The 17,414-nt window shown below is 46.6% G+C and carries 16 protein-coding genes; 14 read left to right on the top strand and 2 right to left on the bottom strand.

The features are described from left to right. Window positions 1-85 precede the first annotated feature (85 nt). The 4 genes from speA to BUB52_RS14180 are packed head-to-tail and all read left to right on the top strand — an operon-like array spanning window position 86 to window position 3,792. Window positions 86-1,978 (top strand): biosynthetic arginine decarboxylase, encoded by a 1,893-nt coding sequence (speA, locus tag BUB52_RS14195; RefSeq protein WP_009120272.1) that lies wholly within the window; start codon window positions 86-88, stop codon window positions 1,976-1,978. Further along, window positions 1,978-2,751 (top strand): acetylglutamate kinase, encoded by a 774-nt coding sequence (gene argB, locus BUB52_RS14190; RefSeq protein WP_009120273.1) that lies wholly within the window; start codon window positions 1,978-1,980, stop codon window positions 2,749-2,751. Before speA ends, argB begins: the two co-directional genes overlap by 1 nt. 59 nt (window positions 2,752-2,810) lie before the next feature. Beyond that, the gene (locus tag BUB52_RS14185; RefSeq protein ID WP_009120274.1) at window positions 2,811-3,320 is read left to right on the top strand and encodes an RNA polymerase sigma factor; all 510 of its coding nucleotides are present in this window, start codon (window positions 2,811-2,813) and stop codon (window positions 3,318-3,320) included. Continuing rightward, window positions 3,310-3,792 carry a hypothetical protein gene (locus BUB52_RS14180; RefSeq protein ID WP_009120275.1) on the top strand — a complete coding sequence of 161 codons (483 nt, stop codon included), beginning with the start codon at window positions 3,310-3,312 and terminating at the stop codon, window positions 3,790-3,792. The genes BUB52_RS14185 and BUB52_RS14180 overlap by 11 nt, the downstream gene beginning before the upstream one ends. A gap of 195 nt (window positions 3,793-3,987) precedes the next feature. Here BUB52_RS14180 and BUB52_RS14175 read toward each other — a convergent pair whose 3' ends face one another. Further along, the gene (locus BUB52_RS14175; protein ID WP_039950133.1) at window positions 3,988-4,851 is read right to left on the bottom strand and encodes a head GIN domain-containing protein; all 864 of its coding nucleotides are present in this window, start codon (window positions 4,849-4,851) and stop codon (window positions 3,988-3,990) included. Window positions 4,852-5,115: 264 nt separating this feature from the next. On the opposite strand from BUB52_RS14175, the gene BUB52_RS14170 reads away from it, so the two are divergent. Further along, a complete protein-coding gene (locus tag BUB52_RS14170; RefSeq protein ID WP_009120277.1) occupies window positions 5,116-5,820 on the top strand; it encodes a YgjP family zinc-dependent metalloprotease in 705 nt (234 codons plus the stop codon). A 113-nt stretch (window positions 5,821-5,933) separates the two neighbouring features. Here BUB52_RS14170 and BUB52_RS14165 read toward each other — a convergent pair whose 3' ends face one another. Next, complete coding sequence (locus BUB52_RS14165; RefSeq protein WP_009120278.1) at window positions 5,934-6,335, bottom strand: hypothetical protein; 402 nt, start codon at window positions 6,333-6,335, stop codon at window positions 5,934-5,936. 196 nt (window positions 6,336-6,531) lie between these two features. Here BUB52_RS14165 and rimP point away from each other — a divergent pair, with 196 nt between their 5' ends. The 9 genes from rimP to BUB52_RS14120 all read left to right on the top strand — a co-directional run bounded on the left by rimP (window position 6,532) and on the right by BUB52_RS14120 (window position 17,385). Continuing rightward, complete coding sequence (gene rimP / locus BUB52_RS14160) at window positions 6,532-6,999, top strand: ribosome assembly cofactor RimP (protein ID WP_009120279.1); 468 nt, start codon at window positions 6,532-6,534, stop codon at window positions 6,997-6,999. A gap of 4 nt (window positions 7,000-7,003) precedes the next feature. Continuing rightward, window positions 7,004-8,269, top strand: a complete 1,266-nt coding sequence (gene nusA / locus BUB52_RS14155) for a transcription termination factor NusA (RefSeq protein ID WP_009120280.1) — start codon at window positions 7,004-7,006, stop codon at window positions 8,267-8,269. A gap of 92 nt (window positions 8,270-8,361) precedes the next feature. Next, the gene (gene infB / locus BUB52_RS14150) at window positions 8,362-11,313 is read left to right on the top strand and encodes a translation initiation factor IF-2 (protein WP_009120281.1); all 2,952 of its coding nucleotides are present in this window, start codon (window positions 8,362-8,364) and stop codon (window positions 11,311-11,313) included. A gap of 101 nt (window positions 11,314-11,414) precedes the next feature. Then, window positions 11,415-11,921, top strand: coding sequence for a CvpA family protein (locus BUB52_RS14145; protein ID WP_009120282.1), 507 nt, complete (start codon window positions 11,415-11,417; stop codon window positions 11,919-11,921). Next, complete coding sequence (gene sufB / locus BUB52_RS14140) at window positions 11,921-13,375, top strand: Fe-S cluster assembly protein SufB (protein ID WP_009120283.1); 1,455 nt, start codon at window positions 11,921-11,923, stop codon at window positions 13,373-13,375. Before BUB52_RS14145 ends, sufB begins: the two co-directional genes overlap by 1 nt. 134 nt (window positions 13,376-13,509) lie before the next feature. Next, complete coding sequence (sufC, locus tag BUB52_RS14135) at window positions 13,510-14,265, top strand: Fe-S cluster assembly ATPase SufC (protein WP_009120284.1); 756 nt, start codon at window positions 13,510-13,512, stop codon at window positions 14,263-14,265. Window positions 14,266-14,351: 86 nt separating this feature from the next. Then, window positions 14,352-15,695 carry a Fe-S cluster assembly protein SufD gene (gene sufD, locus BUB52_RS14130; RefSeq protein WP_009120285.1) on the top strand — a complete coding sequence of 448 codons (1,344 nt, stop codon included), beginning with the start codon at window positions 14,352-14,354 and terminating at the stop codon, window positions 15,693-15,695. A 92-nt stretch (window positions 15,696-15,787) separates the two neighbouring features. Further along, window positions 15,788-16,999, top strand: coding sequence for an aminotransferase class V-fold PLP-dependent enzyme (locus BUB52_RS14125; RefSeq protein WP_039950134.1), 1,212 nt, complete (start codon window positions 15,788-15,790; stop codon window positions 16,997-16,999). Between the two features lie 65 nt (window positions 17,000-17,064). After that, the gene (locus BUB52_RS14120; RefSeq protein WP_009120287.1) at window positions 17,065-17,385 is read left to right on the top strand and encodes a heavy metal-binding domain-containing protein; all 321 of its coding nucleotides are present in this window, start codon (window positions 17,065-17,067) and stop codon (window positions 17,383-17,385) included. Window positions 17,386-17,414: the final 29 nt, after the last annotated feature.

Raw genomic sequence — 17,414 nt, 5'->3', positions numbered from 1 at the left:
CCGAAAAGGCAGGATGTTTCAGATTTATATGTATTTTTGTATCCCTTTTTATAAATAAACTACTAAAACAGCAGAGTAACAAGAAATGAGAAAATGGCGTATTGAAGATTCAGAAGAGCTGTACAACATTACCGGTTGGGGCACTTCGTACTTTGGTATCAATGACAAAGGTCATGTTGTAGTAACACCGCGTAAAGACGGAGTTGGCGTCGATTTAAAAGAATTGGTCGACGAATTGCAACTGCGTGACGTGACGGCTCCCATGCTGGTTCGCTTTCCCGACATCCTCGACAACCGGATTGAGAAGATTTCCTGTTGTTTCAGACAGGCGGCTGAGGAATATGGCTACAAGGCGGAGAATTTTATTATCTATCCTATTAAAGTGAATCAGATGCGCCCGGTGGTTGAGGAGATCATCAGCCACGGTAAGAAGTTCAATCTTGGACTGGAGGCTGGTTCCAAGCCCGAACTGCATGCAGTGATTGCTATCAATATGGACTCCGATTCGCTGATCATCTGTAACGGATATAAAGATGAAAGCTACATTGAACTTGCTTTGCTGGCGCAGAAGATGGGAAAACGCATCTTCCTCGTAGTAGAAAAACTGAACGAGCTGAAGTTGATAGCCAAAATGGCGAAGCAATTGAACGTGAAGCCTAATATCGGTATTCGTATTAAGTTGGCCTCATCGGGAAGTGGTAAATGGGAAGACTCCGGTGGTGATGCAAGCAAATTCGGACTGTCTTCCAGTGAATTACTTGAAGCGCTCGACTTTATGGCGGATAAGGGTATGCAGGATTGTCTGAAATTGATACATTTCCATATCGGAAGCCAAGTTACGAAGATTCGCCGCATTAAGACAGCCTTGCGTGAAGCGTCTCAGTTCTATGTGCAGTTGCACAGCATGGGATTCAAAGTCGAGTTTGTGGATATCGGCGGCGGTTTGGGTGTGGATTATGACGGAACGCGTTCTTCCAACAGTGAAGGTAGCGTGAATTATTCCATTCAGGAGTATGTGAATGACTCTATATCTACTTTGGTCGATGCCAGCGATAAGAACGGTATTCCTCATCCCAATATAATAACGGAGAGCGGACGAGCTTTGACGGCACATCATTCCGTACTCATTTTCGAGGTGCTGGAGACAACCAATCTTCCCGAATGGGACGATGAGGAAGAGGTAACCGAAAACGATCACGAACTGTTGCGGGAGCTTTACGGTATTTGGGATACATTGAACCAGAACAAGATGCTGGAAGCCTGGCATGATGCGCAACAGATACGCGAAGAGGCGCTCGACTTATTCAGTCATGGTATTGTAGACTTGCAGACCCGTGCCAAGATTGAACGGTTGTATTGGTCTATCATGCGTGAAGTAAACCAGATAGCCGGCGGTTTGAAGCATGCTCCCGATGAATTCCGCGGACTTCCCAAGTTGCTGGCGGATAAATACTTCTGTAATTTCTCACTTTTCCAGTCTTTGCCTGACTCTTGGGCGATAGACCAGATATTCCCCATCATGCCTATCCAGCGTTTGGACGAGAAACCTGACCGGACGGCTACGTTACAGGATATTACCTGCGATTCGGATGGCAAGATTGCCAACTTCATCTCTACCAAAAATGTTTCGCATTATTTGCCGGTGCACTCTTTGAAGAGCAAGGAACCCTATTATGTGGGTGTATTCCTTGTGGGTGCGTATCAGGAAATTCTCGGCGATATGCACAACTTGTTTGGTGATACGAATGCGGTACATGTATCTGTAAGCGACAAGGGCTATACAATAGAACAGGTCATTGACGGTGAGACAGTGGCGGAAGTTTTGGATTATGTGCAATACAGTCCGAAGAAGCTGGTACGTACTTTAGAAACATGGGTAACCCAATCTGTAAAGGAAGGGCGTATATCTTTGGAAGAAGGGAAGGAATTTTTGTCTAATTATCGTTCCGGTTTGTACGGATATACATATTTGGAATAATGAGAGAGAAACTGACAGTAATCAAAGTGGGTGGCAAAATTGTGGAAGAAGAAGCCACTCTCTGCAAGTTGTTGGATGATTTTGCCGCTATCGAAGGTTATAAAGTGTTGGTGCACGGCGGCGGACGTTCGGCAACGAAAATCGCAGCCCGGTTGGGTATTGAAAGCGAAATGGTAAACGGGCGCCGTATCACCGATGCCGAAACCTTGAAAGTGGTGACAATGGTATATGGTGGATTGGTAAACAAGAACATAGTTGCCGGTTTGCAGGCGCGCGGTGTCAATGCACTCGGTCTGACGGGTGCGGACATGGATGTAATCCGCTCCGTGAAACGTCCGGTAAAAGAGGTGGACTATGGTTTTGTAGGTGATGTAAGGCAAGTGAACGGTACTTTTCTGAGTGACCTTATTCATAAGGGAGTTGTGCCGGTAATGGCTCCGTTGACGCATGACGGTAAGGGATGTATGCTGAACACGAATGCCGACACGATTGCCGGAGAAACGGCTAAGGCATTGTCCGGACAATTTGATGTGACGCTGGTGTATTGCTTTGAGAAGAAAGGTGTACTGCGTGACGAGAATGACGATGACAGTGTGATTCCCCAGATTACTCCGGAAGAGTTTAAGCAATATGTTGCCGAAGGAGTTATTCAAGGCGGTATGATTCCTAAGCTGGAGAATTCTTTTGAAGCTTTGGATGCCGGTGTCTCGGAAGTTGTAATTACCTTAGCTTCAGCCATAAACAGTGATAGCGGAACCCGTATCAAAAAATAATTCAAAAAAGTGGTGGTAGGTTGTAACTTTCGGCTTACTGAACCGTCAATTAATTAGAGATGCAAGAAATCAGTTTTCGTGATGACATTCTCCCTCTGAAGGACAAGCTCTTTCGGTTGGCCTTAAGAATTACATTCAATCGGGCGGAAGCGGAAGATGTTGTGCAGGATACGCTGATTAGGGTATGGAACAAGCGTGATGAGTGGACGCAGTTCGGTTCTGTCGAAGCCTATTGTCTGACAGTGGCAAGGAATTTGGCGATAGACCGTAGTGAAAGGAGAGATGCTCAAACGGTGGAACTTACGCCCGATATGGAAGAAACTTCCGATGCATCAAGCCCTTACGAAAGCTTGGTAAGTAAAGAACGGATGATTTTGATACACCGGCTGATGAATGAGCTTCCCGAAAAACAACGGCTGATTATGCAGTTGAGGGATGTTGAAGGTAAGAGTTACAAAGAAATTGCGGTTGTCTTGAGTTTGACAGAGGAACAAGTTAAAGTGAATCTTTTCAGGGCGCGGCAAAAAGTTAAACAACGGTTTATTGATATAGAAGGTTATGGACTTTAAATATATAGAACAACTTTTAGAACGCTATTGGCGGTGTGAGACTTCTCTTGAGGAAGAAGCGCAGTTGCGTGCTTTCTTTACAAAAGAGGAAATCCCCGAACATCTGCTGCGTTATAAAGATTTGTTTGTATATCAGCAATTCCAGCAAGAGGAACATTTAGGTGCGGATTTTGATGCACGGGTGCTTGCTGAGATTGAGGTTCCGGTTGTGAAAGCCAAGCGTATGACATTGACCGCACGCTTCATGCCGTTATTCAAAGCCGCAGCAGTAGTGGCAGTGGTACTTTCATTGGGTAATGTAATGCAACACTCGTTCTTTGCCGATGTAAAGGAAGTAGCCGCAGCCGATACTATCGGTAAACAGATTTCCGCTCCGTCGGTTGCTCTTTCGGGAGATATAACCGTGACGCACGAAAAACAGATTCTGGATAGTCTGCATCGTGTAAACAAGGGGAAGGAAGTCAAAGAATAGATGTTTTCATTTGCTTTTTAAAATAACATTTTCATTTGCTTTAAATATAATATAGTTAGTGTGCTTTTATTAAAACAAAAAACAGAGGCTGTGAAGTTTCAATTCTCTCAAAATTTTATAAAAACTAACTAAGATAGATGGGACGCCGCGTGATGCAGCGTCCCTTTTATGTATCCTTTGCAATGAATAACCAAATCAGAGTTTGTATAATCCTTTTTTGGGGAAGTCCAATTCCGGATTGCCTTTATAACCGATATCTCCGCTTCCGCTGGTACGCGCTTTCAAAAAGTCGGTGGCATGGCATTTGATGTCTCCCGAACCGGATACGCTTGCTGAGACACGTTTTGCTTGCAAGTCGGAAGCGAACAGGTCACCTGAGCCGGCTACACGATAACTGGCTTCTTGAGTTGTTCCTGTCAATATTGCCGTACCCGACCCCGCAACAGATGCTTCGGTATCGGTAGCCGATACATTGTTGAGTTTCAAATCTCCCGAACCGGCTACAGATGTTTTGAGATTGGTGCAAATGATATTACTGCCTTGTATATCACCGGAGCCGGCGATGGATATGCTAAGCTCGTTAGTGCAAGCGATGTTGTTTGCATTGATATCTCCCGAGCCTGCTACAGACATTTTCAGTTGATTTGTTTTCAAGCCGTTGGCTAATGTTACATTTCCCGATCCTGCAACGGAGATATTATTAAGTGTTTCGGAAGAGATACGGATTTCCAGTTTATTATAAGATACATTAACGCCTTTCTTGAATTTTATATTCAGTGTATTGTTGACTACGTTAATGTCCAGAAGGTCTACGATATTGTCGGAAGTATATACTTCTACTGTGGGCTTTCCCGCCTTTTGTGTGTACGTAACGTCCGGACTGCCTGCTAAGTTCAGACCGGTGAAATTATCCACTTTGATATTCTTGGTTACATAGTTTTTGCTTGCTTTGATTGTCTTTCCACCAAACAGGCCGGAGCTGTACGTGTGATTGTGTGAGCAAGCTGTTACGCTTAATGTGAAAATACTGAATGCGATGATTGTTGCTAAAGTTTTCATACTCATTTATTTTAAGTTCTTTTGTTTGTTAGACGGAGTCTTTGCTCAAAAAGTTGCGAGGCTCATGATTTTTTTGCCGGGAACGTCTTGTTATCGATTACTATTCAAATTCTATGCCATAATCATAAGTTTCTGTTTTTGAGGTTGTAACAATGATAGTGCAGTGTGCGTTTTTGAACACATTGTTCGTTTTTGATAGAGAACCGCTTGCTTTTTCGAACGATTCTTCGTTCTTTTGTCCTTATTTCAAGGAGAAAAGAACAGATGATAACGGAACATGTTTTAGAGGATGAAGAGTTGGGACGCTTGTTGGTACGGGTGAATATCCGTGCCCGACGTTTGACTTTTCGTACGCGTGAGGATGCTGTTCATGTGACTGTTCCACCGGGTACAACCATTGGGGAAGTAAAGAATGCCGTAGAACAGTTGCGTTCCCGACTGAGGGTTGCCCGACAGAGACAAAGCCGCCCGTTGATTGATTTGAACTACCGTATCGATACGGAGTTCTTTAAATTGAGCCTGGTTAGTGGAGAACGAGACCGTTTCCTTTCACGTTCGGAATTGGGAGAGATGCAGATTATCTGTCCGCCGAATGCAGACTTCTCAAATAAAGAGCTGCAAGCCTGGCTGCGTAAGGTGATAGAGGAAGCTTTGCGACGTAATGCCAAGATTATTCTTCCGCCCCGGCTTTATGCGCTTTCGCTGCAGCACAATCTTTCTTATAAAAGCGTGAAAATCAATTCCAGTAGCGGGCGTTGGGGAAGTTGCTCCGCCCGAGGAAACATCAACCTGTCCTATTTCCTTGTCCTGTTGCCCCGGCATTTGATTGATTACGTATTGTTGCACGAGTTGGCGCATACCCGTGAAATGAACCACGGCGAACGCTTTTGGGCATTGCTTAACGGCATGACAGACGGTAAGGCGCAACTTTTACGCAATGAACTGAGAAAGTATAAGACGGACTTCTAAAACGGGTGTTGTGCCGACGGATAGGCACTGTTTTGCCATTGAACAGGCACAACTGTGCCATCAAACAGGCACGGCTGTGCCAATAAGCTGGCACGGATGGTGCGGTTGCGGTTTTACTCTTCCTGTGCCAGTAGCTTCACTTCGTCGTCGTCTTTTTCAAAACGATAGCTACCGCCTTTTTCGCTCAGCTCAAACAGGGAGAGCTTGTCGGTTGTCTTGTCCACTATCATTAGGGCGCTTTGCTCGGCAAACCGTTTTATCTCGAAATTGAAAGGTTCTTTGTCGATACGTTGGTCTATCAGTACGCTGTCATTGAGCAGGATGGATATGGAATCACCGGTGAATCCTTTTACTAAAGTGACATTATAGGTCTCGGCAAAGTATCGTTCACCTTCCTTTTGGCGCTGCAAACGCATACTCATATAGACAAAAATGACAACAACGAATATTACGGCAAACGCAAGGATGCCGTTACCTATCATAAACTGTTTATTGGTATTCAGGTGATGTACCATGATGATTGAGTTTAAATAACCATGCAAATGTAGTGATTAATTTTGAATGGAGGATAAATTTCGGCAGGAGTGCTAAATATTCTTTTTTTCTCCTATTATTTTGTAGTCGAACAGATTATTTATATCTTTGCAACCGAAACGGATGAAAGGTGGAGGGGCGATTAAGCTCCTCTTTTTCGTTCTTAATGGTTAATCTATGATAGAAAAGAAAACAGTTTGTCAGATTGTAGACGAGTGGCTGAAGGATAAAGATTACTTCCTGGTGGAAGTCATAATCAGCCCTGATGACAAGATTGTGGTGGAGATAGACCACAAAGAAGGTGTTTGGATTGAGGATTGTGTAGAGCTGAGCCGCTACATAGAGTCCCGACTGAATCGTGAGGATGAGGATTACGAGCTGGAAGTCGGTTCTGCCGGCATCGGACAACCGTTTAAAGTGTTACAGCAATACACCAACCACATCGGCAAAGATGTGGAAGTGCTGGCTAAAGACGGTCGCAAGTATTGCGGAACATTGAAAGATGCCGACGAGCGGCAATTTACCGTTACCGTTCAGAAGAAAGTGAAAGAGGAGGGAGCCAAGCGTCCTAAAATGGTGGATGAAGATATAACCTTTACATACGAAGAGATAAAATATACTAAATACTTAATTAGTTTTAAATAAGACTATGGCCAAGAAAGAAGAAACTATCAGCTTGATAGATACCTTTTCGGAATTTAAAGAACTGAAGAATATTGATAGAACCACTATGGTAAGCGTACTCGAAGAGTCGTTTCGCAGTGTGATTGCAAAGATGTTCGGTACCGATGAGAATTACGACGTAATTGTGAACCCGGACAAGGGTGACTTCGAAATATGGCGTAATCGTGAAGTTGTGGCAGATGAAGACCTTGAAAATCCGAACTTGCAGATTTCTTTGAGCGAAGCCCGGAAGATTGACGCTTCGTATGAAGTGGGAGAGGAAGTGACGGATGAAGTGAACTTTGCGAAGTTTGGCCGCCGTGCTATCCTGAACTTGCGCCAGACATTGGCTTCCAAAATTTTGGAACTGGAAAAAGACAGTATTTATAATAAATACATTGATAAGGTAGGTACTATTATCAATGCAGAAGTTTATCAGATTTGGAAAAAGGAGATGTTGCTGCTCGATGACGAAGGCAATGAATTGCTGTTGCCCAAGACCGAGCAGATTCCGAGTGACTTCTATCGTAAGGGTGAGACTGCCCGTGCCGTGGTGGCCCGCGTTGACAACAAGAATAATAATCCGAAGATTATCTTGAGCCGTACGTCACCCGTTTTCCTGCAACGCCTGTTTGAAATGGAGGTACCTGAAATCAATGACGGACTGATTACTATCAAGAAGATTGCCCGTATTCCCGGTGAGCGTGCCAAGATTGCCGTTGAGTCGTACGATGACCGTATTGACCCGGTGGGTGCTTGCGTCGGTGTAAAAGGCAGCCGTATCCATGGTATTGTCCGTGAGCTTCGCAACGAGAATATCGATGTTATCAACTATACATCGAATATTCAGTTGTTTATACAGCGTGCCCTTAGCCCTGCCAAGATATCTTCTATCCGTCTGAACGAAGAAGAACACAAGGCGGAAGTTTTCCTGAAACCGGAAGAGGTATCGCTGGCTATCGGTAAAGGTGGTTTGAATATCAAACTGGCCAGTATGTTGACTGAGTACACTATTGACGTATTCCGCGAATTGGATGAAGCGGTAGAGGATGAAGACATCTATTTGGATGAATTCCGCGATGAGATTGACGGTTGGGTAATCGATGCGATTAAGGCTATCGGTATTGATACCGCCAAGGCTGTGTTGAATGCTCCGCGCGAGATGTTGATTGAGAAGACGGATTTGGAAGAGGAAACGGTGGACGAAGTATTACGCATTTTGAAATCGGAGTTTGAAGAAGAGAATAATTAGTGTTTAGCGTTTAGTGCTTAGTGTTTAGCGACTAATCATTATCACTAATCACTGAAATCCGCTTCTTTCTCCATCATTCATTAAATTAAAGTATGACGATAAGGTTAAATAAAGTAACAAGAGATTTAAATGTAGGAATCACGACGGTAGTTGAGTTCTTGCAAAAGAAGGGATATGCCATTGAAGCAAATCCCAATACGAAGATTACCGACGAGCAGTATGATTTGCTCGTGAAAGAGTTTAGTACAGATAAGGATCTTAAATTGAAAACGGAGCGTTTCATTCAGGAACGTCAGAGTAAGGATCGCAACAAGGCATCAGTGTCTATTGACGGTTATGACAAGGAAACACAGGAAAAACCGAAAGCCGAAGAGGTGGTCAAGGCTGTGGTTCCCGAAGATGCACGTCCGAAGTTTAAGCCTGTCGGTAAAATTGATTTGGATAAGCTGAATCGCAAACATACTGTGGAAAAAGAGAAAGAAGCGGAACCGGAGAAGCCGGTGATTGAAGAAGTGAAGGCGGAAGAGCCTGTATCTGTTGTTGAGGCGCCGAAACCGGAACCTGTTCCCGAACCTCAGCCCGAGCCGATACCTGCTCCGGTGGTAGAACCTGCCCCTGTTGTGGAAGAACCGGTGTCTGTTGCTGTTGAGCCTACACCGGCATCTGACGAAGAACCTGCTCCCGCCGCAACCGAAGAAGCGGTTTCGGAAGATAAAGAAGAAATATTCAAAATACATCAGCCTGAGTTTGTATCGAAGATTAACGTCATCGGACAAATAGACCTCGCCGCGCTGAACCAGTCTACACGCCCGAAGAAAAAATCGAAAGAAGAAAAACGTAAGGAGCGTGAAGAAAAAGAAAAGCAGCGTCAGGATCAGAAGAAGCTGATGAAAGAGGCTATTATCAAGGAAATCCGCCGCGATGATAATAAGACGAAGGACTTGAAAGACAGTACCGATGCCAATGGCAAGAAGAAACGTGTCCGTATCAACAAGGAAAAGGTGGATATCAACAATGCATCCAACTTCCAGCGTGGCGGAAACGATCGTTTGAAAGGTGGTAGCCAGCAAGGCGGTAATAACCAACAAGCCGGTAAGAACAAGAGCAAAGACCGTTTCAAGAAACCTGTAATCAAGCAAGAGGTAAGTGAAGAGGATGTAGCGAAACAGGTAAAGGAAACGTTGGCGCGTCTGACCTCTAAGGGTAAGAACAAGGGAGCGAAATACCGTAAGGAGAAACGCGACTTGGCATCCAACCGTATGCAGGAACTGGAAGACCAGGAAATGGCGGAAAGCAAGGTACTGAAGCTGACTGAATTCGTGACTGCCAATGAGTTGGCAAGCATGATGGATGTTTCCGTAACACAGGTCATCGCTACTTGTATGAGTATCGGTATGATGGTTTCCATTAACCAACGTCTGGATGCCGAAACAATCAATCTGGTGGCAGAAGAATTCGGCTTCAAGACTGAATACGTAAGTGCGGAAGTAGCCCAGGCTATCGTTGAGGAAGAAGATGCCGAGGAAGATTTAGAGCATCGCGCTCCGATTGTAACGGTAATGGGTCACGTAGACCACGGTAAAACTTCGTTGCTCGACTATATCCGTAAGGCGAATGTTATTGCCGGTGAAGCCGGTGGTATTACACAGCACATCGGTGCTTATCACGTGACGTTGGAAGACGGACGTAAGATAACGTTCCTCGATACTCCGGGTCATGAGGCGTTTACCGCCATGCGTGCCCGCGGTGCCAAAGCGACGGATATTGCCATTATCATCGTAGCTGCCGATGACAACGTGATGCCGCAGACCAAAGAAGCCATCAACCATGCTATGGCTGCCGGTGTGCCTATCGTATTCGCCATCAACAAGATTGATAAGCCGACCGCTAATCCCGATAAGATTAAAGAAGAACTGGCTGCCATGAACTTCCTCGTTGAGGAATGGGGCGGTAAGTATCAGTCTCAAGATATTTCCGCCAAGAAAGGTCTTGGTGTAAGCGATTTGATGGAGAAAGTATTGCTGGAAGCTGAAATGCTGGATTTGAAGGCAAACCCGAACCGCCGTGCTACCGGTTCCATCATCGAGTCCTCATTGGATAAGGGTCGTGGCTATGTAGCTACGGTGCTGGTATCCAACGGTACTTTGAAGATGGGCGACATTGTGCTCGCAGGTACAAGCTACGGTAAGGTGAAAGCCATGTTCAACGAGCGTAACCAGCGTCTGAAAGAGGCGGGTCCTTCGGAGCCAGCTTTGATTTTGGGCTTGAACGGAGCGCCGGCCGCAGGTGATACATTCCATGTAATCGAGACCGAACAGGAAGCGCGTGAAATCGCTAACAAGCGTGAGCAGTTGCAGCGTGAACAAGGCTTGCGTACACAGAAGATGTTGACACTGGATGAAGTAGGCCGCCGTTTGGCATTGGGCGACTTCCACGAACTGAACATCATCGTGAAGGGTGACGTGGACGGCTCTGTTGAAGCGTTGAGCGACTCGTTGATTAAGCTGTCTACCGAACAGGTACAGGTGAACGTTATCCATAAGGGGGTCGGTGCTATCTCCGAATCGGATGTATCTCTGGCTGCCGCTTCGGATGCGATTATTGTAGGGTTCCAGGTTCGTCCTTCGGGTGCTGCCGCTAAACTGGCTGAACAGGAAGGTGTGGATATCCGCAAGTATTCTGTCATCTATGATGCCATTGAAGAGGTAAAGGCTGCCATGGAAGGTATGCTGGCGCCGACTTTGAAAGAACAGGTTACGGCGACTATCGAAGTTCGCGAAGTGTTCAACATTACCAAAGTGGGTCTCGTGGCAGGTGCTATGGTGAAGACCGGAAAGGTGAAACGCAGTGACAAGGCTCGTCTGATTCGCGACGGTATCGTTATCTTCACAGGCAACATCAATGCATTGAAGCGCTTCAAGGACGATGTGAAGGAAGTAGGTACCAACTTTGAATGCGGTATCAGTTTGACAAACTGCAACGATATCAAGGTGGGAGATATCATAGAATCTTACGAAGAAGTGGAGGTAAAACAGACTTTGTAAGAAAACAGTAAATCTTTAGGCACGGATTACACGAATTTCACGGATTGGTTAAAAGAAAAACCGTGTTGATCCGTGTAATCCGTGCCTTTTTAATATCATATATGGCTGTTATAGACATCGTAATATTGGTAATTATCGGTGCGGGAGCGGTTATTGGCTTCATGAAGGGATTCGTGAAACAACTGGCCACTCTGCTGGGGCTGATTGTCGGTTTGCTGGCAGCAAAGGCTTTGTATGCTTCCGTGGCCGAAAAGGTGTTTTCTAAGGTTACCGATTCGATGACGGTGGCGCAAGTACTGGCATTCATCGCGATTTGGATAGCCGTGCCGCTGGTTTTTACACTGGTAGCCTCGCTGCTGACAAAGGCAATGGAAGCGGTTTCGCTCGGCTGGCTGAACCGTTGGCTGGGTTCCGGACTGGGGGCGTTGAAGTCCCTTTTACTGGTGAGTCTGCTGGTCGGTGTCATTGAATTCATGGATGCGGACAATACGCTGCTCAGCCAAACAAAAAAGAAGGAATCGGTGTTATATTATCCTATGAAGTCGTTTGCCGGGATATTCTTTCCCGCGGCTAAGCATGTTACAGAACAATATATATTGAATGAATAATGCAACAAGAAGAACCCAATAAATATGTAAAGGAACTCACTCAGGAGAAGTACAAGTACGGTTTTACGACCGACGTACATACAGACATCATTGAGCGTGGCTTGAATGAGGATGTGGTGCGGTTGATTTCTGAGAAAAAGGAAGAACCCGAGTGGTTGCTGGAGTTCCGTCTGAAAGCGTACCGTCACTGGCTGACGCTGGAGATGCCTACATGGGCGCATCTCCGTATTCCCGAGATAGATTATCAGGCTATTTCATACTACGCCGATCCTACCAAGAAGAAGGACGGCCCTAAAAGCATGGACGAGGTAGACCCGGAGTTGGTCAAGACCTTTAATAAACTGGGCATTCCTTTGGAAGAACAAATGGCGCTGAGCGGTATGGCGGTGGATGCCGTAATGGACTCTGTGTCTGTAAAGACGACTTTCAAGGAGACGCTTATGGAAAAGGGAATTATTTTCTGTTCGTTCAGCGAGGCTGTACGCGAGCATCCCGATTTGGTGCAGAAGTATCTGGGCTCGGTCGTGGGGTATCGTGATAATTTCTTTGCGGCGCTGAATTCCGCGGTATTCTCCGACGGTTCTTTCGTCTATATACCGAAAGGGGTACGCTGCCCGATGGAGCTGTCCACTTACTTCCGTATCAATGCCCGTAATACCGGGCAGTTTGAAAGAACGTTGATTGTAGCCGATGATGATTCGTATGTTTCCTATTTGGAAGGATGTACGGCGCCGATGCGTGACGAAAACCAATTGCACGCCGCTATTGTGGAGATTGTGGTACACGACCGTGCCGAAGTGAAGTACAGTACCGTTCAAAACTGGTATCCGGGAGATGCCGAAGGCAAGGGCGGCGTCTATAACTTTGTAACGAAGCGCGGGCACTGCAAGGGCATAAACAGCAAACTGTCCTGGACACAGGTGGAAACCGGTTCGGCCATTACCTGGAAATATCCCTCTTGCATCCTTTCCGGTGACAACTCTACGGCGGAATTTTACAGTGTGGCGGTCACCAACAACTATCAACAGGCAGATACCGGTACAAAGATGATTCATCTTGGAAAGAATACCCGCAGTACTATTGTCAGCAAAGGTATTTCCGCCGGACGGAGCGAGAATTCTTATCGTGGGCTGGTGCGTGTAGCCCAAAAGGCGGACAATGCCCGCAACTATAGCCAGTGCGACTCCTTGCTGCTGGGCGATAAATGCGGTGCGCATACTTTCCCCTACATGGATATCCATAATGAGACGGCCATTGTAGAACACGAGGCAACCACCAGCAAGATTAGCGAAGACCAGATATTCTATTGCAATCAGCGCGGTATTTCTACGGAAGATGCCGTCGGGCTGATTGTAAACGGCTATGCAAAAGAAGTACTCAACAAGCTGCCTATGGAGTTTGCCGTAGAAGCTCAGAAATTGTTGGCTATTTCATTGGAAGGAAGCGTAGGATAAATGAGGAATTAAGAATGAAGAATGAAGAATTAAAATAAACAATGGAGAATTAAGGATGATGAAATGGACCACGCACTGTTATGCCGCATGGTTATTCTTCATTCTTAATTCTTCATTCTTAATTTAAAAGTATAATGTTAGAGATAAAAGACCTGCATGCCAGCATCAATGGCAAAGAAATATTGAAAGGTATCAACCTTACGATTCGTGACGGTGAGGTACACGCCCTGATGGGACAAAACGGAGCCGGGAAAAGCACCTTGAGTAATGTGCTGGTGGGACATCCTGCATACGAGGTTACACGCGGTACCGTAACTTTCAACGGTAAGGACCTTTTGGCTATGAGTCCCGAAGACCGTGCCCATGAAGGTATTTTCCTTTCATTCCAGATGCCGGTGGAGATACCGGGTGTTTCTATGGTGAATTTTATGCGTGCTGCCGTTAACGAACAACGCAAATACCGCCATTTACCCGCCTTGTCAGCCAGTGAATTCTTGAAGCTGATGCGCGAAAAGCGCGCCATTGTCGAGTTGGATAACAAACTTGCCAACCGTAGCGTAAACGAAGGCTTCAGCGGTGGTGAGAAGAAGCGTAACGAAATCTTCCAGATGGCTATGCTGGAACCTACTTTCGCCATTCTCGACGAAACGGATTCCGGCCTTGATGTAGACGCTCTGCGTATTGTGGCCGATGGCTTCAACAAGCTAAAGACTCCCCGGACCAGTGCGATGGTTATCACTCACTATCAACGTCTGTTGGACTACCTGAAACCGGATACCGTCCATGTATTGCTTGGCGGACGTATCGTAAAGACAGGTGGCCCCGAACTGGCGAAGGAGATTGAAGCACGCGGCTTCGATTGGATAAAGAAAGAAGCAAGTGAATTATAAATTATGAATTACGAGTGATGAATCGCTCTGCAATGTAATAGCGCGGCGATTCATCACTCGTAATTCAAAACTCATAATTAGACAACATGAGTGTAGAGCAACAATATATAGACCTTTTCTCCCAAACGGAAGCGATGATATGCCGCCACAGCGCCGAGGTGCTGAATGCCCCGCGTGCGGCCGCGTTTGCCGATTTCGAGCGGCTTGGTTTTCCTACCCGTAAGACGGAGAAATACAAATATACCGATGTCAGCAAGTTCTTTGAACCCGACTACGGTCTGAACCTGAACCGTTTGGACATTCCTGTCAACCCCTATGAAGTATTCAAATGCGATGTGCCGAATATGAGCACTTCCCTTTACTTTGTTGTGAACGACGCTTTCTATGGCAAGGCTTTGCCCAAGTCGCATTTGCCCGAAGGTGTTATTTTCGGCAGTTTGAAGGATATGGCGGAACAGCATCCGGAATTGGTGAAGAAATACTACGGCAAGCTGGCGGATACTTCCAAAGATGGAGTGACGGCCTTTAATACCGCCTTTGCGCAAGACGGTGTATTGCTGTATGTTCCTAAGAATGTGGTAGTGGAAAAGCCTATCCAGTTAGTGAACATCCTGCGCGGCGATGTCAACTTTATGGTGAACCGTCGTGTGCTCATCATTTTGGAAGAAGGTGCGCAAGCCCGTCTTTTGGCCTGCGACCATGCAATGGACGGTGTAAACTTCCTTGCAACGCAAGTGGTAGAGGCGTTCATCGGTGAGAATGCCACTTTCGATTTCTATGAACTGGAAGAGACACACACCAGTACGGTACGTATCAGCAGTTTATACGTCAGACAAGAGGCCAACAGCAACGTTCTGCTGAATGGAATGACCTTGCATAACGGTACTACCCGTAATACGACCGAAGTGACGCTTGCCGGCGAGGGCGCCGAACTGAACCTTTGCGGTATGGCTATCGCGGACAAGAACCAGCATGTGGACAATAATACCACCATAGACCATGCAGTGCCCAACTGCACCAGCAATGAACTCTTTAAATATGTGCTCGATGACCAGTCCGTCGGTGCTTTTGCAGGTCTGGTGTTGGTACGTCCCGACGCGCAGCATACCAGTTCCCAACAAACGAACCGTAATCTTTGCGCCACCCGCGAAGCGCATATGTACACCCAGCCGCAACTGGAGATTTACGCCGATGATGTAAAGTGCAGTCATGGCGCTACGGTAGGCCAGCTTGATGAAAGCGCCCTGTTCTATATGCGGCAACGCGGTATCTCCATGCGTGAAGCCCGTTTACTGTTGATGTTTGCCTTCGTAAACGAAGTAATCGACACAATCCGTCTGGATGCCTTGAAAGACCGCCTGCATCTGCTGGTAGAGAAACGTTTCCGCGGTGAACTGAACAAGTGTCAGGGGTGCGCGATATGTAAATAATGAAGAATGATGAATGAAGAATGGGCTGCGCAGCATCAGCATCCCGCATGGCAATTCTTCATTATTCATTCATCATTCATAATTTAAAAGATATGAACCTTCAAAAGATAAGAGCTGATTTTCCGATACTTTCCCGTGAGGTATATGGTAAGCCGTTGGTTTACTTTGATAACGGTGCGACTACGCAGAAGCCCCGTCAGGTGGTGGACGCCATTACGGACGAGTACTATTCGGTCAACGCCAATGTGCATCGTGGTGTGCATTTCCTTTCGCAGCAAGCTACGGAGCTGCACGAGGCGTCTCGTGAGACGGTGCGGAAGTTCATCAATGCCGGCAGTACGAATGAAATCATCTTTACCCGCGGTACGACGGAAAGTATCAATCTGTTTGTGTCCAGCTTCGGTGAAGAGTTTATGCAGGAGGGGGATGAGGTGATTCTCTCCGTTATGGAGCATCACAGCAATATCGTTCCCTGGCAGTTGCTGGCTGCCAAGAGGGGGATTGCCATTAAAGTCATTCCGATGAATGACAGAGGCGAACTTCTGTTGGATGAGTACAAACAGCTGTTTTCCGAGCGTACAAAGATTGTCAGCGTGGCGCATGTATCCAATGTGCTGGGTACGATGAACCCTGTTGGGGAGATGATAGGCTATGCCCACGAGCAGGGCGTTCCCGTGCTTGTAGACGGTGCCCAGTCCATTCCGCATATGCCGGTGGATGTACGGGACTTGGATGCGGATTTCTACGTTTTTTCCGGTCATAAGGTATACGGGCCTACCGGTGTGGGCGTGCTTTACGGTAAAGAAGAATGGCTCGACAAGATGCCCCCTTATCAAGGTGGCGGCGAAATGATACAACACGTATCGTTTGAACGGACTACTTTCAATGAACTCCCTTTCAAGTTCGAGGCGGGAACACCCGATTATATCGGTACGACCGGGCTTGCCAAGGCATTGGATTACGTTTCTGCCATCGGCATGGAGAAGATTGCCGCCCATGAACACGAACTGACCATGTATGCTATGTCCCGCCTGAAAGAGATTCCCGGTATGCGCATCTTCGGTGAGGCGCAAGAGAAAGGGAGCGTCATTTCCTTCCTCGTAGGCGATATCCACCATTTCGATATGGGTACCTTACTCGACCGTCTCGGCATTGCCGTACGTACGGGACATCATTGCGCGCAGCCGCTGATGCAACGTCTCGGCATTGAAGGCACGGTACGCGCTTCGTTCGGCCTGTATAATACGAAAGAGGAGATAGATATATTGGCGGCAGGTATCGAGCGCGTCAGTAAAATGTTTTGATGCTTTGCAACTTTTTTGAGTTGCTCTGCGTCTGAGATATATCAAGAACTTAAAAATACGGAACTATGTTAGTAACAACAACTCCCACTATCGAGGGTGCACGTATCACCCGTTATTTTGGTATCGTCAGCGGTGAAACGATTATCGGTGCCAACGTCTTTCGTGATTTCTTTGCCAGTATCCGCGATGTGGTGGGCGGACGCAGCGGTTCGTACGAGGAAGTGCTCCGCGAGGCCAAAGACACGGCGCTTCGCGAGATGCAGGAACAAGCCCGTCTGTTGGGCGCTAACGCTGTGATTGGCGTTGACCTTGATTACGAAACGGTAGGCGGCAGCGGCAGTATGCTGATGGTAACTGCCTGCGGTACGGCTGTAACGATAGAATAAAGCGTTCTCTCCCTGGCATAAATTCGGTT

This window comes from Bacteroides clarus YIT 12056 (assembly GCF_900129655.1).
Taxonomy (GTDB): Bacteria; Bacteroidota; Bacteroidia; order Bacteroidales; family Bacteroidaceae; genus Bacteroides; species Bacteroides clarus.
Note: the sequence above shows the minus strand (reverse complement) of the source record. Positions and strands in the feature narration are given on the sequence as shown.

What these genes read in the sequence shown, in the direction of transcription:
- BUB52_RS14185 (WP_009120274.1), top strand. Translation starts at nt 2,811, where the DNA reads ATGCAAGAAATCAGTTTTCGTGATGACATTCTCCCTCTGAAGGACAAG.
- BUB52_RS14170 (WP_009120277.1), top strand. Translation starts at nt 5,116, where the DNA reads ATGATAACGGAACATGTTTTAGAGGATGAAGAGTTGGGACGCTTGTTG.
- BUB52_RS14120 (WP_009120287.1), top strand. Translation starts at nt 17,065, where the DNA reads ATGTTAGTAACAACAACTCCCACTATCGAGGGTGCACGTATCACCCGT.
- sufB (WP_009120283.1), top strand. Translation starts at nt 11,921, where the DNA reads ATGCAACAAGAAGAACCCAATAAATATGTAAAGGAACTCACTCAGGAG.
- sufD (WP_009120285.1), top strand. Translation starts at nt 14,352, where the DNA reads ATGAGTGTAGAGCAACAATATATAGACCTTTTCTCCCAAACGGAAGCG.
- rimP (WP_009120279.1), top strand. Translation starts at nt 6,532, where the DNA reads ATGATAGAAAAGAAAACAGTTTGTCAGATTGTAGACGAGTGGCTGAAG.
- BUB52_RS14125 (WP_039950134.1), top strand. Translation starts at nt 15,788, where the DNA reads ATGAACCTTCAAAAGATAAGAGCTGATTTTCCGATACTTTCCCGTGAG.
- BUB52_RS14175 (WP_039950133.1), bottom strand. Translation starts at nt 4,851, where the DNA reads ATGAAAACTTTAGCAACAATCATCGCATTCAGTATTTTCACATTAAGC.
- BUB52_RS14180 (WP_009120275.1), top strand. Translation starts at nt 3,310, where the DNA reads ATGGACTTTAAATATATAGAACAACTTTTAGAACGCTATTGGCGGTGT.
- sufC (WP_009120284.1), top strand. Translation starts at nt 13,510, where the DNA reads ATGTTAGAGATAAAAGACCTGCATGCCAGCATCAATGGCAAAGAAATA.
- infB (WP_009120281.1), top strand. Translation starts at nt 8,362, where the DNA reads ATGACGATAAGGTTAAATAAAGTAACAAGAGATTTAAATGTAGGAATC.
- BUB52_RS14165 (WP_009120278.1), bottom strand. Translation starts at nt 6,335, where the DNA reads ATGGTACATCACCTGAATACCAATAAACAGTTTATGATAGGTAACGGC.
- BUB52_RS14145 (WP_009120282.1), top strand. Translation starts at nt 11,415, where the DNA reads ATGGCTGTTATAGACATCGTAATATTGGTAATTATCGGTGCGGGAGCG.
- nusA (WP_009120280.1), top strand. Translation starts at nt 7,004, where the DNA reads ATGGCCAAGAAAGAAGAAACTATCAGCTTGATAGATACCTTTTCGGAA.
- argB (WP_009120273.1), top strand. Translation starts at nt 1,978, where the DNA reads ATGAGAGAGAAACTGACAGTAATCAAAGTGGGTGGCAAAATTGTGGAA.
- speA (WP_009120272.1), top strand. Translation starts at nt 86, where the DNA reads ATGAGAAAATGGCGTATTGAAGATTCAGAAGAGCTGTACAACATTACC.